This window comes from Devosia sp. MDV22-iso42, from assembly GCF_058629155.1.
On record NZ_JBZVWR010000005.1, the window covers coordinates 1 to 15,823 of the forward strand.

At 61.5% G+C, this 15,823-nt stretch carries 11 protein-coding genes and 1 pseudogene; 4 read left to right on the plus strand and 8 right to left on the minus strand.

Features of this window, described 5'->3' with window-relative positions:
- Positions 1–279: 279 nt before the first annotated feature.
- The 3 genes from AC4NN3_RS01440 to AC4NN3_RS01450 all read right to left on the minus strand — a co-directional run bounded on the left by AC4NN3_RS01440 (position 280) and on the right by AC4NN3_RS01450 (position 4,898).
- A complete protein-coding gene (locus AC4NN3_RS01440) occupies positions 280–759 on the minus strand; it encodes a chemotaxis protein CheW (RefSeq protein WP_491925371.1) in 480 nt (159 codons plus the stop codon).
- Positions 759–2,507, minus strand: a complete 1,749-nt coding sequence (locus AC4NN3_RS01445; protein WP_491925372.1) for a methyl-accepting chemotaxis protein — start codon at positions 2,505–2,507, stop codon at positions 759–761. Before AC4NN3_RS01445 ends, AC4NN3_RS01440 begins: the two co-directional genes overlap by 1 nt.
- 234 nt (positions 2,508–2,741) lie before the next feature.
- Positions 2,742–4,898 carry a sensor domain-containing protein gene (locus AC4NN3_RS01450; RefSeq protein WP_491925373.1) on the minus strand — a complete coding sequence of 719 codons (2,157 nt, stop codon included), beginning with the start codon at positions 4,896–4,898 and terminating at the stop codon, positions 2,742–2,744.
- Positions 4,899–5,198: 300 nt separating this feature from the next.
- Between AC4NN3_RS01450 and AC4NN3_RS01455 the strand changes: the two genes are divergently transcribed.
- The 3 genes and pseudogenes from AC4NN3_RS01455 to istB all read left to right on the plus strand — a co-directional run bounded on the left by AC4NN3_RS01455 (position 5,199) and on the right by istB (position 7,961).
- Positions 5,199–5,921 (plus strand): Crp/Fnr family transcriptional regulator, encoded by a 723-nt coding sequence (locus AC4NN3_RS01455; protein WP_491925374.1) that lies wholly within the window; start codon positions 5,199–5,201, stop codon positions 5,919–5,921.
- Positions 5,922–6,031: 110 nt separating this feature from the next.
- A pseudogene (gene istA / locus AC4NN3_RS01460) lies at positions 6,032–7,233 on the plus strand (IS21 family transposase).
- Positions 7,233–7,961 (plus strand): IS21-like element helper ATPase IstB, encoded by a 729-nt coding sequence (gene istB, locus AC4NN3_RS01465; protein WP_491925375.1) that lies wholly within the window; start codon positions 7,233–7,235, stop codon positions 7,959–7,961. Before istA ends, istB begins: the two are co-directional and overlap by 1 nt.
- 80 nt (positions 7,962–8,041) lie before the next feature.
- Here istB and AC4NN3_RS01470 read toward each other — a convergent pair whose 3' ends face one another.
- The 5 genes from AC4NN3_RS01470 to AC4NN3_RS01490 are packed head-to-tail and all read right to left on the minus strand — an operon-like array spanning position 8,042 to position 14,103.
- Positions 8,042–8,875, minus strand: coding sequence for a sulfite exporter TauE/SafE family protein (locus AC4NN3_RS01470; protein ID WP_491925376.1), 834 nt, complete (start codon positions 8,873–8,875; stop codon positions 8,042–8,044).
- Positions 8,876–8,887: 12 nt separating this feature from the next.
- A complete protein-coding gene (locus tag AC4NN3_RS01475) occupies positions 8,888–10,516 on the minus strand; it encodes an ABC transporter ATP-binding protein (protein ID WP_491925377.1) in 1,629 nt (542 codons plus the stop codon).
- Positions 10,517–10,518: 2 nt separating this feature from the next.
- Positions 10,519–12,108 carry a gamma-glutamyltransferase family protein gene (locus AC4NN3_RS01480; RefSeq protein WP_193337398.1) on the minus strand — a complete coding sequence of 530 codons (1,590 nt, stop codon included), beginning with the start codon at positions 12,106–12,108 and terminating at the stop codon, positions 10,519–10,521.
- Complete coding sequence (locus AC4NN3_RS01485; protein ID WP_491925378.1) at positions 12,101–12,868, minus strand: glucosamine-6-phosphate deaminase; 768 nt, start codon at positions 12,866–12,868, stop codon at positions 12,101–12,103. Before AC4NN3_RS01485 ends, AC4NN3_RS01480 begins: the two co-directional genes overlap by 8 nt.
- Positions 12,865–14,103 carry an ROK family protein gene (locus AC4NN3_RS01490; protein WP_491925379.1) on the minus strand — a complete coding sequence of 413 codons (1,239 nt, stop codon included), beginning with the start codon at positions 14,101–14,103 and terminating at the stop codon, positions 12,865–12,867. The genes AC4NN3_RS01485 and AC4NN3_RS01490 overlap by 4 nt, the downstream gene beginning before the upstream one ends.
- 190 nt (positions 14,104–14,293) lie before the next feature.
- Between AC4NN3_RS01490 and AC4NN3_RS01495 the strand changes: the two genes are divergently transcribed.
- Entirely contained in the window at positions 14,294–15,799 is a 1,506-nt protein-coding gene (locus tag AC4NN3_RS01495; RefSeq protein WP_491925380.1) for an ABC transporter substrate-binding protein, read from the plus strand.
- Positions 15,800–15,823: the final 24 nt, after the last annotated feature.

Below are 15,823 nucleotides of genomic sequence, written 5' to 3' on the forward strand. Positions count from 1 at the left end.
TGGGCCGTGCATCCCCGCCAGCCACAGTCTCGATGGCGGCATCCAGCATCGTGTTACGGACACAAAGCGGGAACTGAGCGCAACCCCACTGACTCCGCGCCGGTGCGGTCCGATTTTGGCTTGTCTCCTAAAGGCGGTCCTTCAAGGAGTGGCCGTTTTGAGCCCATGGGCTTCACGGAATCAAGCGCACGTCGCTTGGACGCGCGCTCAAATCGATGAACATCGTCGGTCACGACGCTCACCCCCAAAGAGCCTGGCCGGATGCCGGGCTACCAGACCCTAGTGAAACAGAGCCTTGAGGTTGAGTATGGCGATCATCCGCTCGTCCTGATGCACAAGGCCGGAGACCTTGGCGTTCTCACTGCCCCTACCAGCGGACGGCGCGGCACGGAATTCGGACTCATCGGCAAAGATGATATCGGAGACCGAATCGACCAAAATCCCTGCGTTGGCATGCTCCATCGCCACCACCAGCACGACATGACCAGACTTGGCATCCGTGCTTGAACCGCCAAGCATCATCGAGAGGTCGTAGACCTCGACCACACTGCCACGGATATCCAGTACGCCGCACGCACCGAACGGGCCATCGGGAAGTTCAGTGGTCGGCGACCAGCTTCTGATTTCCCGTACGGCCATGACATCGACACCATACGCCTTGTCGCCGGCGCTGAAGGTCACGAATTGATTGGCCTGAGGGAGTTCGATGGCGCCCGGAGGGGGCGCCATCGGTTCGGCGTTGGCAAAAAACGTGTCCATCAGAACTCGTTCCAGTCTTGCTTGATCGCCGCGTTGCCTTCGCTGAGATAGCTCCGGGCGGCCGTCTTGGCCTTGGCCTGCAGGGACTTGATGTCGCCTTTGGTGGGGGCTGACGCTAACTGCCGGCCCTGACCAGCCGAGCGGCGACCTCCGTCGTTGATGATGAAGACGTCGACGATGTGGTCGAGCTCGTTGGCCTGACCTTCGGTTTGTTCGATGGCCGCATTGGTCTGTTCTACCAGCGCTGCGTTGTGCTGGGTCATTTCATCCATCTGCCGGATGGCGACGGAGACCTCGGCGATGGCGTTCGACTGCTCCTTGCTCGCCGCAGAAATGTCGTGCACGAGCGCCGCACTTTCGCGGACGCCCTCAAGCATTGAGGTCAGTTTTCGAGTTGCTTCGGCCACCAGCTTGCTGCCGCCGGCCACTTCAGTGCCCGACTGATCGATCAACACCTTGACCTCGGCGGAAGCACTGGCTGCCGATTGCGCCAGGCGCCGCACTTCTACTGCCACCACGGCAAAGCCCTTGCCGGCATCGCCAGCCCGCGCCGCTTCCACCGAGGCGTTCAGCGCCAGCAGATTGGTCTGGAAGGCGATGTCGTCGATCATGCCGATGATGTTGGAGATCTTCTGGGAGGAGGTGGAGATCCGCTCCATGGCCTCGTTGGACTGCTTCATCACCTCGCCGGTTTCCTCGGCGGTATGTGATACCGATTGGGTCCGTGCGCTGGCCGTTTCGGCGCGCTTGGCGTTGTCCACCACGGTGGTCGACAACTGCTCCATTGCCGCAGAAGTTTCCTCGATCGCCGCCGCCTGCTTGGTGGTACGTTCGGCAAGGTCGTTCGTGCCGCTGAGGATCTCGCCTGTCGCTGTTTTCAGGGAACGCGACGTCTGCCGCAGTTGGCCAACCACGCGCGAGAGATTGTCGACAACCGAATTGGTGTCGGCCTTGAGCTTGGCGAAGGCGCCCTTGTAGTCGCCCTCGACACGTTTGGTGAGATCGGTCTGCGCCAGCGCCCCGAGCACAGCACCTGTTTCGGTAATGCCCTCATCGACAGTCGACATCAGGCGGTTGACGCCCTCTGCCATCGCGACGATGCCCGCCGTTGTCGACTGGATCTCGACACGTTTCTTGAAGTCGCCGTCTTGGGCTGCAGCGACGACCCGGCCCACCTGATCGTTCAGTTCTACGGTCTCGGCATTGGTCTTTTCAAAGTAGGTTGTCACAGCGATGTCGATATCGATCATCACTGCTTTGAGCATTGCCGTGAGCGCGACCGAGGCGGTATCGACTTCGGCCAGGATTTGCTTGGACGAGTATTTTTTTCCGATACCCAGGGTTGATCCGGAGAACTTCTCAGCAAGAAAATCGTGCAGGATGCCCTTGACCAGGGTTTCCAGGATCAGGCCGTAGCCGCCGATGTACCACTTTGGCTCCAGCCCGATGCGCGCATGGACATTGCCAACGACATTGGCGCTTTGGAAGTAGTTTTCGTCCAGTCGACCCGACGCGATTGATGACCAGTGCGTCGTCTGCCGCGCCTTGGCGTGCTCGATGTGTTGCTGGCCGGAGAAATGACGCGAGACCGCAGGAACGGTCGCGATCTTGCTGTAGAAGCGCTCCATTGCCTCTGGCATGTGCCGATCAATCATCGGCTTCAGTGTCGACATGCTGGACATTGCTGAGGAGTCCAGGCCGAGGAAATCGAGCCGCTCGTTCAAAGATGACGTATTGGACGGGTTCATTTCGGGGACGCTTTCTGTAGGTGTGAGCTAGCTGTTGGCTAAAAGGCAATTGGTGAGGCACGGGCTGGTCGGTCGGCTTTGCTTGGGACGGCTACTTTCAAGTCATCGGGATCCGTGCCCTGAGAACTCGCCATGATCGTTGATGACCGACAAACGTGCACCCGCGCTTTCCCGCCCGCCACGGGTCAACCGCGTGGTCGGATTTTCCGAAATGGTAGGTGGCAGGGGCGACCATCAGACGCGGTCCTCAGAAGCGTCGAGTGCGCTCGCCACCACAGGCGGCCAGAGGCGACCGTGATCGGAAATCTTGATGAGATAGGCTTTTGCCTCGTCGAGGAACATCGGTCTGCCGATCAGGTAACCCTGGATGAAGTCGCAGCCATAGTTGGACAGGAAGCGGAATTGCTCCTCGGTCTCAACGCCTTCCGCCACCACCGACATGCCCAGGCTGTGCGCAAGCGAGATCACGGTGCGGGCAATCACTGAATCATCATTGTCCAATGTCATGTCGCGGACGAACGACTGGTCAATCTTCAGGCTATCGATAGGGAACTGCTTGAGATGGGACAGCGAAGCATAGCCGGTACCGAAATCATCAAGGGCAATGCCAACGCCAATGTCATGCAGTTCTTGCAGCGTGGTGGCGATTCGATCAGAGGATCGCGCGAGTATGACGCTTTCGGTGACTTCCACCTCAACGTCATGCGGCAACAGCCCGTGCCGTTCGATGAGAGCAAGTAGCTGCTGGGAGAAGTCGGGCTGTCGAAGTTGATCGGCAGCGGCGTTGATTGCAATGCGACCCGGATTGAGCCCGAGGTCCATCAGTTCCTTGAGCGCTTTAAGGGACTTGTCGATGATGTAGTAGCCAAGCTGCACCATCAGCCCTGCCTCTTCGGCCAGACTGATTAGTTCCAGCGGCGGCACTTCCCGCAGCCTCGTTTTCCAACGTACGAGAGCTTCGAACCCAACATGCTCAGCGGTTCCGACTTTGACCAGCGGTTGAAGAGCCATATCAATCAGGCCCCGCGCCATTGCCGTCCGGAGCGCCTTGATCATACTGGCACGGCGCACCTTGCCTTCACGCAGTTCGGGCGTACAAATTACGTAGGTTGAGCGCCCGCTGTCCTTGGCCTGGTAGAGAGCAAGATCGGCGTTCTTGAGCAGTTCCTTGGGCGTACTGCCATCCTGGGGATAGATAGCTATGCCCAGACTAGCTGACGGGATGATTAGGCGCCGGCCAAGCTTGACCTGCTGGCTGAGCGATCGGAGCAACTTGTCGGCGACCCGCTCGACGTCCTGCTCTGCATTGAGATTTTGGATGATAAGCGCGAACTCGTCGCCCCCAAGCCGGGCTACGATGTCAGATTTTCTGACCGTCGATTTCAGCCGAGCGGCAAGAGCGACCAGCAGTTCGTCACCAGCATCATGCCCATAATTGTCGTTGATTGCCTTGAAGCCATCAAGATCAACGATGATCAATGCACCGATTTTTCTGGCGGATCGGGAGGGGCTCAACTCTCTAGCAAGGCGCTCAAGAACAACGCGGCGATTGTAGAGCCCTGTGAGAGCATCGCGCTCGGCCTGGTGCTTGATCTGCCGCTCGGCTTTCTTGAGCTCGCTGACATCGGTGCGGACACCGACGATATGACCGGATTGCGAAAGGCGCTCTTGTACCTGCAGCCAACGCCCGTCACTCAGGTGCTGTACAAATTGCCGGCCGGGCGTCTGAAACTCTTTGAGCCGCGCGGCAACGAACGCCGCCTTTGCGGCGTCCGTATCAAACGGAAGCACAAACTGTCCATTCTCGGCAGCCGTACGGAGCACGTCTTCAAAAAGCGCGCCTTCATAGATGGCCTGCTTTGCGAGCGGATAGCAGTCCTTGAACGCCGAGTTGAACAGAACCAAACGACCGTTTGCGTCGCAGGCGGCAATCCCATTGGGGACGGCCTCGATGACGTCGTGCAGCAGCACTTGGGCGTCCTGCCGCCGCAGGTTTTCTATGACAAGCGCGGCCTCTGCGGCCTTGCGAGCCGTAATATCGTACCGGACAGAGATGTAACCCGTCATGCGACCATCGGGGCCCTGCTTGGGAACGATTGTTGTGTCTACCCAGTACAGGGATCCGTCCTTTGCGCGGTTGCAGATATCCCCATGCCAAAGCGTGCCAGCGCCGATCTGCCTCCACATGTCCTTGAAGAAGCTGCGTGGATGGTGACGGGAGTTGAGGATATTGTGCGACTGGCCGATCAACTCGCTGCGTGAATACTGGCTGATCCGACAAAAGAGATCGTTGACCGAGGTGATCAAGCCAGCCTTGTCGGTAACTGCAACGATGGCTTGCTGGTTCACTGCAGTACGATAGGCAGCGAGATCAGCGTCAGTTTCTGCCACGGACGCATCAGCAGGCAACCGGGTGCCATCAACGACGGTACCAGATCTTTCTAGCTGAAGTATTGCTTGAGTGTTTGGCCTATTCATCACCGCCCCGTTTGACTCGCACCGCAATGCGGACTTCCATTGAAATGGCGTGGAAAATCTCCAGCTTCGCCATGACTCTTCAAGTTCACCGCTGTAGAGTAAGAAATTTGAACCCTAGGCATCCGTTTTCGAACATACATAATGCGATTTCGGACATTTTTATGACCCTTACCGTACATATATATGCTTAATGGATGATTAAGGAAATTCTAATTGGACGATAACAGTACATCCCAGCAGGCCGACTTCCCCGAAGTACGGAACCGCTTGATCCTTCAGCTTAGGCCAGTCGCGCAAGAGTACTTTTCAAGTCGGAGTCTGACCCGTAAGATCTTCGCTGGCGAAGTCATTTATGAGGACAGGGCGCCATTTACTCACGCCGTTTTTCCCCATGAGGGGGTCATCTCGCTGATGGCGGAAATGGAAGACGGCAGAACCATCGAAAAGACATCGCTTGGACTTGAGGGCTTCCTTGGACTTGCCCTGATCATGGGTGGTGGCGTCGCGATCAGCAGATCGGTGGTGCAGGTGCCGGGGTACGCGTCCTGGATATCTGTCGCCGACGTTGATGTGGCTTTGGCAGAGTTCGTGTGCGTCCGTGAAGCCATGCTCCGCTATGCCAAAGCTTTGATTGTCCAGACAATGGAATCGGTTGCCTGCAACGGCCTGCATTCCGCTGAGCAGCGGATTTCCCGCTGGCTGCTGCACGCGCGGGACCGCATCATGAGTGATGAATTCCTGCTCAAGCAACAAACCTTGTCCGATACACTTGGCGTTCGCAGGGCGACCGTGAGCTCGGTTTGTGCACAGCTCCAGAAGGACGGCATTCTCGAATACAGTCGCGGTGTCATGAAAATCGTGGACCAGCAGCGTCTCGAGCAAAGAACATGCCAGTGCTACGCGCGCGTCGTGCGTGCGTCATTGCTTTCGGTGTGATTAGGCGTGGAATAAGGCCCCCGTTTTCGGGGTAATCGGCTTCCAAAAGGAACCCCTTAGACGCTGGGGTTCACAGTGCTCACCGAAGTTGTCGGGGAGCCGGTTTTGGGATGTTGATAGTGGAGACGATTGCCAGGATACGGCGGGCGCATTTTGTTCAGGGCAAGCCGATTAAGGCGATCTGCCGAGAGCTAAAGATCTCGCGCAAGGTCGTGCGGAAGGTACTGCGATCAGGAGAGACGGCGTTTGATTACGAGCGAACCGTTCAGCCGATGCCCAAGATCGGGCCTTACAAGGATGAGTTGGATCGGATCCTTGCCGGCAACGAGGCCAAGGCGGCGAGTGAACGGCTGACGCTCCGGGTGTTCGAAGAGCTGCGCGGCCTGGGTTACGACGGTGGCTATGACGCGGTTCGCCGTTACGCCCGTAGCTGGCGCCAGGACCAGGTCTCATCGTCAGCTGCAGCGTTAGTGCCGCTGAGCTTTGCGCCGGGGGAGGCCTATCAGTTCGAATGGAGCCACGACGTGGTGCTGATCAACGGCACCACGGTGACGGTCAAGGTGGCCCATGTTCGGCTCTGCCACAGCCGGATGCTGTTCGTGCGATCTTATCCGCGCGAGACCCAGGAGATGGTGTTCGACGCCCACGATCGGGCCTTTGCGTTCTTCAAGGGCACCTGCACGCGTGGCATCTACGACAACATGAAGACGGCGGTCGATACCATCCTGGTGGGCAAAGAGCGGACCTACAACCGCCGGTTCCTGCAGATGTGCGGCCATTATCTGGTTGATCCAGTCGCCTGCACCCCAGCCTCGGGCTGGGAGAAGGGTCAGGTCGAGAACCAGGTCGGACTGGTGCGGGAGCGCATCTTCACGCCCCGCCTGCGGGTGACCAGCTATGACGAGCTCAATGCCCTGCTGCTGGACAAGACCATTGCCTATGCCCGTGCGCATCGCCATCCCGAGTTCCGCGATCAGACCATCTGGGAGGCCTTCGAAGCCGAGCGCTCCAGCCTCGTGCCCTATGCCGGACGGTTCGATGGCTTCGGCTGGGCTCGGCAACCGATGGTGGTCGGCAGATGGTCTCGATCCTGACCGCGGTGCTGAGCGATGGTTTGCCCGCGGTCGAGGCTGCCTGTGCGGAGGCACTGCGCGAAGGCGTTTGCTCAGCCGATATCGTGCTTTACATCCTGGCCCGGCAGCGTGAACCACGCAGCCCGGTCACGGTCCTGAACACCCCACAAGCCCTCCGGCTCCGCATCGAGCCGACGGCCGACTGTTCTCGCTATGACAGCCTGAGGAGGGCAATATAATGGAACGCTCCGAGATCCTGACCACCATGAGCGCGCTCAAGCTCTATGTCATGAAGAACGCCTATGACGAGATCATCGCCACGGCCATCAAGCGCGAGCATCAGCCCGCCCGCATCGTCTCGGATCTGCTCACCTCCGAGATTGCCGAGAAGCAGGCCCGATCGATCAAGTACCAGATGACTATCGCCAAGCTGCCGCTCGCCAAGGATATCGAGGACTTCACCTTCGAGGGCACCGGCATCAACGAGACCCTGGTCCATGATCTGGCCGCCGGCAACTTCCTGACCGCCCAGCGTAACGTGGTGCTGGTTGGCGGCACCGGGACCGGCAAAACCCATCTGGCCGTTACCATTGCCCGGGCCTGCATCCGCAATGGCGCGCGAGCGCGCTTCTTCAACGTCGTTGATCTGGTCAATCAGCTCGAGGCAGAGACCCGCGCCGGCAGGCAGGGACGGTTGGCTGAGTATATGGGCCGCAAGGACGTCGTTGTGCTCGATGAGCTGGGCTATCTGCCCTTTGCTCAATCCGGCGACCAACTGCTGTTCCACCTGATCAGCCGCCTCTACGAGCAGACCTCGGTCATCGTCACCACCAACCTGACCTTCGGGGAATGGCCGTCCGTCTTCGGTGACGCCAAGATGACCACGGCCCTACTCGACCGCCTCACCCATCACTGCGATATCGTCGAAACCGGCAACGACAGCTGGCGCTTCAAAAACCGCATCTGAGGGGGTCCTTATTGGACGCCGATAGGGGGTCCTTATCCCGCGCCGATTGACAACCAGGATTCTGCGCTGCTTCGACCTTGCTAAAGGTGCTGCCAAATATCGAAAAACATCCGCGCCGAGGTTAGCGTCAGGAACGCCGCAAACGCGTAGCCGAGTACCTTTCGGTCGAGCCTGTGCGCGACCCGCGCGCCCCAGGGGGCGATCAGCATGGTCAGGGGAGCCAATGCCACCAGCGCCAGCAGATTGACATAACCCAGCGATCCGGCCGGCAGGTTGGGTACATTCCATCCGGCAATGGCATAGCCGATGGTGCCGGGGATGGCGATGATGAAGCCGATGGCCGAGGCCGTGCCCACCGCCCGACGGATGTCATAGCCGAATGTGGTCAGGATGGGCACGCTGAGCGTGCCGCCGCCAATGCCCATCATGGTCGAGATCACCCCCACGAAGTAGCCGCAGATCGCCTTGACGATGCCGTTGGGGAACCCGTCCGATACCGGCGCGCTGTTGGCGCGGAAGACCATGTTGATCGCCACCAGCAGGGCGACAACGGCGAACACCACGGTGAGCACGAGGCCGTTGACCAGCCCGGCAATGACCGTGCCGCAGACCACGCCGATGAAAATGGGAATGCCCCAGGTCTTGACCAGGGTGAAGTCGACGGCGTCCCGCTTGTGATGGCTGCGGGCCGATGACAGCGAGGTGAAGACGATGGTGGTCAGCGACGTGGCCACCGCGATCTTCATGCGGATATCGGGGTCGACATCCATACCGCCCAGCACGAAGTAGAGGATCGGCACGATGATGATACCGCCGCCGACGCCAAGCAGCCCAGCGATGAAGCCGCCCGCGAGGCCGGCAAACACCATTGCGGCAATCCAGATGCTGTACTCGGTGAGCATTTCGGTGGTCATGGGAGCGTCCGATTAGTGTTGGCGAGCCGAGCCTGGAATAGCGGCAAGCAATTGGCGGGTATAGTCGTGCTGGGGATTGAGAAAGATGTCGCGCGTCGTGCCGATCTCAACGATTTCGCCGGCGCGCATCACGGCCATGCGGTCACAGACCTGCGCCGCAACATGCAGGTCATGGGTAATGAACAGCATGGCCAGGTTGAGCCGGCTCTTGAGCTCCTCGAGCAGCTTGAGGACCTGTGCCTGCACGGTGACGTCCAGCGCGGACACGGCCTCGTCGGCTACCAGCACGTCGGGCTCGAGCGCCAGCGCCCGGGCAATGCCGATGCGCTGCCGCTGGCCGCCGGAAAATTCATGCGGCAGTCGTTCGGCGGACTTGCCGTCCAGCCCCACCAGCTCCAGCAGCGCCCGTGCATTGTCGAGCGCCAGTCTTTTCGGGACGCCGCGAGCAATCGGGCCGTCGGCAATGCTCAAGCCGACCATACGCCGGGGATTGAGCGAGGCAAATGGATCCTGAAACACCATCTGGATGCGGCTGCGCTGTTGGCGCAGCTTTTCCCCCCGCATGGCGCTGAAGTCTTCCCCGCCCAGATAGATGTGGCCGCTGTCGGGCGCATTGATCAGGGTGACCAGCCGGGCCACCGAGGATTTGCCGGATCCCGACTCGCCGACGACACCCAAAGTCTCGCCGCGACGGATCTCGAAGCTGACATTGCGGACGGCGTGCACGACGCGCCGGTCGCCGATCATGCCCGCTTTCTGGCCGTATGACTTGTTGAGGTTTTCCACCGCCAGGGCGACAGGCTGGTCGGCCGCGACAGGGCGCAGCGCCGGCGTACCCGAAGGCACGGCAGCGATCAGGGCCCGGGTATAAGGATGCTGGGGATTGCCCAGCACGGCCTGCGTCCTGCCCTGTTCGACCACGATGCCCTTCTCCAGCACCAGCACATGATCGGCAATATCGGCCACAACGCCGAGGTCATGGGTAATGAAGATCACCGACATGCCCCGCCGCTGCTGGATCTCCCGCATCAGCTTGAGGATCTGGGCCTGCGTTGTCACATCCAGGGCGGTGGTCGGCTCATCGGCGATCAGCAGGGCCGGCTCCAGTGCCAGGGCCATGGCAATCATGGCGCGTTGCCGCTGTCCGCCCGAGAGCTGGTGGGGAAACGCCCTGATGGTCCGCTCCGGATCGGGGAGCTGCACTTCGCGCGCCAGCTCGAGCGCCCGTGCCCGCCGCTCGGCCGGCGAGAGCAGATCATGCGCCTCGAACACTTCCATGATCTGGTCTTCGATGCGCATTGATGGATTGAGCGCCGTCATCGGCTCCTGAAAGATCATGCCGATGCGCCGTCCACGCAGGGAGCGCATCGTTCCGGCATCGATGCTGATCAGGTCGACGGCATCGAACAGCGCTTCACCGCGTTCCACCTTGATCGTCCGCGGCAGCAGGCCCATCAGGGTCTGGGCGCATAGCGATTTTCCCGAACCCGATTCGCCCACGATGCAGAGCACCTCGCCCTTGGGAAGTTCGAAACTGAGATCGACCAGCGCCAGCGCGCGATCGGCGCCCTTGGGCAGCCTGAGCGCCAGATGCCGCACGGAAACGGTGGATGTCTTTGCAGGCTGAATGGGTGTTTCCATCATCAATATCCCAGCGCTATGCCGTCCTTGCGATGATCGGATGCGCCCCAGAGCACGCCGCGATCATGATCGATCCAGATGGCCTGGCAGCCGCCCAGCGGCTCGTCTGCCCGGCGTGTGGCGTGGCCAAGCGCTTCGAGCTCGGCCTGGACCGCCGGGGCAATCGTCGGCTCAAGCGTAATGGCGCCATCGGTGAAGAAGCTGCGGGGCTGGTCCGACGCCGCCTGCACGTCGAGGCCCCGATCGAGCACCTGCGACAGGAAATGCGCATGCCCTGCGGCCTGGTACTGCCCGCCCATAACGCCGAAGGAGCCCACCACCTTGCCCGCCTTGCTGACCATGGCTGGTATGATGGTGTGGAACGGCCGCTTGGCCGGGCCGATGGCGTTGGGATGGCCGGGCTTGAGCGAGAACCCCGCGCCGCGGTTTTGCAGCAGCACGCCGGATTTCTTGGCATAGATGCCGCTGCCAAAGGCAAAGAACACCGAATTGATCAGCGACATGGCATTGCCGTCGCGGTCGACGACGCTGACATAGACGGTGTCGCGATGCACCGGCAGGTCCCAGCTGTCGGGCGCCGAGGCGGTCTGGCGCGAGATTTTGGCACGCAGCGCATCGATATTGACGTCCGCCAGTATGTCGTCAGGGGTAGCCGTCATGGCGAGGGGATCGGCGATCAGCGCGTCGCGCTGCCGATAGGCAGCCTTGGTGGCTTCGGCAAGCAGGTGAATGCGGTCGGTTTCCGTCAGGCTCGGGTCGGCCAGATCAAAGCCGTCGAGCAGGCGCGCGATGATCAGCGCCGCCAGGCCCTGCCCATTGGGCGGGCATTCGTGCAAGCTGTGGTCGCGATAGCGGCCCGATATCGGCGCGGTCAGCTCGGCGGCAAAGCCGGCGAGATCGTCGCCCACATGCAGGCCACCCAACGCCCTGAGCGTCGCCACGATATCGTCGGCGACTTCGCCCTCGTAAAAGGCGGCGCGGCCGTGCCGGGCTATGGCCCGCAATGTCGCGCCCAACGCAGGATTGCCGAGGCGGTCACCCGTCTGCGGCGCCTTGCCATGGGGCAGAAACTGTTCGGCTGAATCGGGAAACGCCGCCACACGGCTGCCATAGCGCGACCAGTCGAGCGCCACGCGCGGGGTAATGGTGAAGCCCTGCTCGGCGGCGTCGATGGCGGGCTGCAGGATGCGGTCAAGCCCGATCCGGCCATGCTCGGCGCTGAGGCGGCACCAGGTATCGACGGCACCGGGGACGGTGACCGCGTGCACCGAATTGTCGGGCATGTTGGACCAACCCATGGCCAGATAGGTGTCCAGCGTGGCGGCCCTGGGCGACGGACCCGAGCCGTTATAGGCAACCATGTCGCCGCCCGCGGGCGCATAGAGCGCAAAGCAATCGCCGCCGATGCCGGTCATATGCGGGTCGATCACACCCTGCAGCGCCACCGCGGCAATCGCGGCATCGACGGCATTGCCGCCGGCCCTGAGAATATCGACAGCCGCTAGGGTCGCCATGGGATGGGAGGTTGCGGCCATGCCGTTGCCGGAAAGGGCAACCGACTTGCCAGGTACCATGAAATCGCGCTCAGCCATAACGGGCCTCCGGGTTGTGCTGCAATCGGGCGACCGCGGCGTGGTCGCAGGCGATTGTCAGGTCAGGATGGGTTTGCAGGAAGGATGCGGGGCATTGTGCATTGATCGGCGCTTCCAGGGCTTCTGCCAAGGCCTGCGCCTTGGCCGCGCCCGTCGCCAGCAGCACAATGCGCCGGGAATCCAGAATGGTGCCGATACCCATGGTGACGGCTCGGCTGGGCACGGGTGTGTCCGACGGAAAATCGGCCGCATTCACCGCCCGGGTGCGGGGCGCCAGGTCGACGATGCGGGTGCGTGAACCCGCGGCAGAGCCGGGTTCGTTAAAGCCGATATGGCCATTCTGTCCAATGCCGAGCAGTTGCAGGTCGATGCCGCCGCTGGCGGCAATCATTGCCTCATAGCGCGCCGCACCATCGGCGGCCCCATCCGGCAGATGCAGGCGCGCAGGGTCGGCGTCGATCGCGCTGAACAGTTCGCGCTGCATATAGGCGGCAAAGCTCGACGGGTCGGTCGGCTCCAGTCCGCAATATTCATCGAGATTGAAACTGGTCAGGCCGGCAAAGCTCACGGCGCCGCGCTGCCGCAGTTGTACCAGTTGCCGATAGACCCCGCGCATCGAATTGCCCGTCGCTAATCCCAGCACGCTGTTCGACCGGCGCCGCATCTGCGCGGCAATGGTCTCGGCGACGAACTGTTCGGCTGCTGCGGCCGTGTCAAAAATGCGCAGGGTCGCGCTCTGGGCGAGGGCGGTGCCGGTCATTGCGCGGCTTCCAGCGATCGGGCGCTGAGCATGGGCACATCGAGTTCGGGCGTCTGAAACAGGCCCTTTCGTAGGATGTCGAGACTGTTGGCCAGCGTGCCGTAGAGCCCGGCGCGGCTGCCAAGCTGGCTGATGGTGCAGGTGGGCGGGGTGGCCATGCAGAGCGGCACATAGTGCTGCACCCGTTCAAGCAGCTCTGGCCGCGCCCCGATGCTGCCACCCATGATGATCCGCTCCGGATCGACCACCGCCGAGACGGCCAGGATCGCCTCGGCCAGGGTGCGGGCAACTTCATCCAGCGTCGCGATGGCGATGCGGTCGCCGTCGCCGACCCGGTCGATGATCTGACGCACCGTCAGGCCGGGCAGGCCGCCACCACCTTCATAGCGACCGCGAATGGCAGCGCTGCCGATCATGGTTTCCAGCGCACCGGCCCGGAAGGTACGCCCGTCATAGGCGCTGGCGCCGATGGGCAGGGTCGAAATCTCTCCCGCCGCACCGCGCGAACCGCGCAATACCCGACGCTCGTTGATGATCCCCATGCCGATGCCGGTTCCCAGGGCGATGAAGACGAAATTGTCGACGTCCCGACCTTCGCCCAGCCACTGCTCGCCCTTGGCCGCCATGTTGACGTCATTGCCGACATGCACCTCGAAGGCGACAGAACGGGCCAGCCAGGCGGCAAACTGCGAGCCTTCCAGCCCGGCAATATTGGGTACCATCAACAACGTACCGGAGCGCTCGTCATATGCGCCGGGAATGCCGATCGTGCCCACCAGCACGCGCTCGCTCGGCAGGTTAGCGCGTTCGGCCAGCACCTGGTTCATCCGGGCCAGTTGGGCGATGACATGTTCGCCGCCGCGTGCATCCGTGGGCTCGACGATTTCGCTCAGCACGACGCCGTGCATATCCGCGATGGCGGCCTGGATCTTGGTGCCGCCGACATCCGCGCCGAAGACCAGGGCGCGGTCGGCACAGACCTCATAGGTCGCTGCACTCCGGCCGACGCCGCCCTGGGTGCGGCCGCTCATCTGTACCCAGCCTTCCATTTCGAGGTCACGGAAAACCTCAGACATTGTCTGCTTGGACAGGCCAGTGAGGCGTGCCAGCTCGGCCCGCGATATGCCGCGGCGGTCGAGCAGGATGCGCATCACGCTGCGCAGGGTGATCTGTCGGCTAGTCGCGATTGAAGAGAAGGAGAACATGCGTGCAGAGGCCCAATTAGTCAGTTCCACGAACAAATGAAGCCATTTAGCTGCTGGCGTCAAGTTTGATAAGCACGTTTTCGCCCCATGAATGCGGTTCCCTGCCTGCGAACGAAATAATTCGTTCGCCAACTTTACAAACTAGCGGGAGCGTGCTTCGTTGAGGGGATTAGGGAATGCGGGATGCGTGGGGCATCCTGGGTAATTAGGGAATATAGTTATGATCGCCTCGAAAAAGCTGCTGGCCTTGGCCGGCATCATGGCTCTCACCATGTCCTCGGTCAGCGCGCAGACCCTGCGCGTCGGGTTGCAGGACGATCCGGACACGCTCGATCCGGCCGTCGGCGGCACCTATTCTGGTCGCATCGTCTTTGAAGCCATGTGTGACAAGCTCCTCGACATCAATGCCGACCTGGAAATCGTGCCAAGGCTGGCGACGGAGTGGTCCTGGAACGACAGCAGCACCGAGCTCACCCTCAAGCTGCGCGAAGGCGTAACCTTCCAGGACGGCACCCCCTTCGATGGCGAGGCGGTCAAGGCCAACATCGAACGCATGCAGACGCTCGAGGAATCCAAGCGTCGCGGCGAACTGGCCCCGATCACTGCCGTTGAAGTGGTCGATGCCTCGACCGTGATTTTCAAGCTCGACGCCCCGTTTGCCCCGCTGCTGTCGGTGTTGACCGACCGGGCCGGCATGATGGTCTCCCCGACGGCCGCGACCTCGGCTGACGCCTTTGCGGCCAATCCTGTCTGCTCGGGCCCTTACCAGTATGCCGAGCGAAGCGCCCGCGACTTCATCCGCCTCGACAAATTTGATGGCTACTGGAACGCTGACGAGATTGGCTACGACAGCATCGAATATCAGATCATCCCCGACTCGACCGTGCGCCTGTCGCGCATTCAGGCCGGCGATCTCGACATTGCCGAGCGCATTGCGCCCACCGATCTGGCTGCCGTGCGCTCCAACACGAGCCTGGCGCTGCACAGTTCGCCAGGTCTGGCGGTCTCCCACCTGTTCATCAACGTCGCGGAAGGCTCGGCCGGCGTGCTGGCCGACAGCCCGCAGCTGCGCGAAGCGCTCGAGCTCTCGCTCGACCGCAATATCATCAACCAGGTGGCCTTCAACGGCGAATTTAATGCCGACAACCAGATGCTGCCGCCATCGAGCCCGTTCTACAGCAGCAGTCATCCGGTCCCCGCCCGCGATCTGGACGCGGCCAAGGGACTGATCGAGGTGTCGGGCGTCGATAACCCGACGATCGAGATCACCTACGAAAACTCGCTGACGGACGGGCGCGTGGCCCAGATCATCCAGTCCCTGGCTCAGGAAGCCGGATTTACGGTGAACCTGCTGCCTCTGGAAACCTCCTCGGCAATCGAGCGCTATCTCGCCGGCAATTTCGAGCTCTATATCGGCAACTGGAGTGGACGCGCCGATCCGGATCCGACGCTCTACACCTTCTTCGGCGCAGAGGGCAGCCAGAACCTGAATGGCTATGTCTCGCCTGCACTCGAAGAGGTTCTGCTTGCAGCACGGCAGGAACTTGACGTTGACGCCCGCAAGGCGCTGTATGAAGAGGTCGCCGAGATCTACCTGACCGATCGCCCGACGATCCCGCTCTACCATTCGACCTGGTTCTACGGCGCCCAGGCCTCGATTGAGGGCATCACGATCTATCCAGACGGCCTGCTGCGCGTCACCGGCGTCAAGCCTGGCGCCCTCTAGCGCCCAGATCACGCCCCATGCATC

Coding starts and splice junctions, on each gene's coding strand:
- AC4NN3_RS01440 (WP_491925371.1), bottom strand. CDS start 759: ATGGACACGTTTTTTGCCAACGCCGAACCGATGGCGCCCCCTCCGGGC.
- AC4NN3_RS01445 (WP_491925372.1), bottom strand. CDS start 2,507: ATGAACCCGTCCAATACGTCATCTTTGAACGAGCGGCTCGATTTCCTC.
- istB (WP_491925375.1), top strand. CDS start 7,233: ATGGAACGCTCCGAGATCCTGACCACCATGAGCGCGCTCAAGCTCTAT.
- AC4NN3_RS01470 (WP_491925376.1), bottom strand. CDS start 8,875: ATGACCACCGAAATGCTCACCGAGTACAGCATCTGGATTGCCGCAATG.
- AC4NN3_RS01475 (WP_491925377.1), bottom strand. CDS start 10,516: ATGGAAACACCCATTCAGCCTGCAAAGACATCCACCGTTTCCGTGCGG.
- AC4NN3_RS01480 (WP_193337398.1), bottom strand. CDS start 12,108: ATGGCTGAGCGCGATTTCATGGTACCTGGCAAGTCGGTTGCCCTTTCC.
- AC4NN3_RS01485 (WP_491925378.1), bottom strand. CDS start 12,868: ATGACCGGCACCGCCCTCGCCCAGAGCGCGACCCTGCGCATTTTTGAC.
- AC4NN3_RS01495 (WP_491925380.1), top strand. CDS start 14,294: ATGATCGCCTCGAAAAAGCTGCTGGCCTTGGCCGGCATCATGGCTCTC.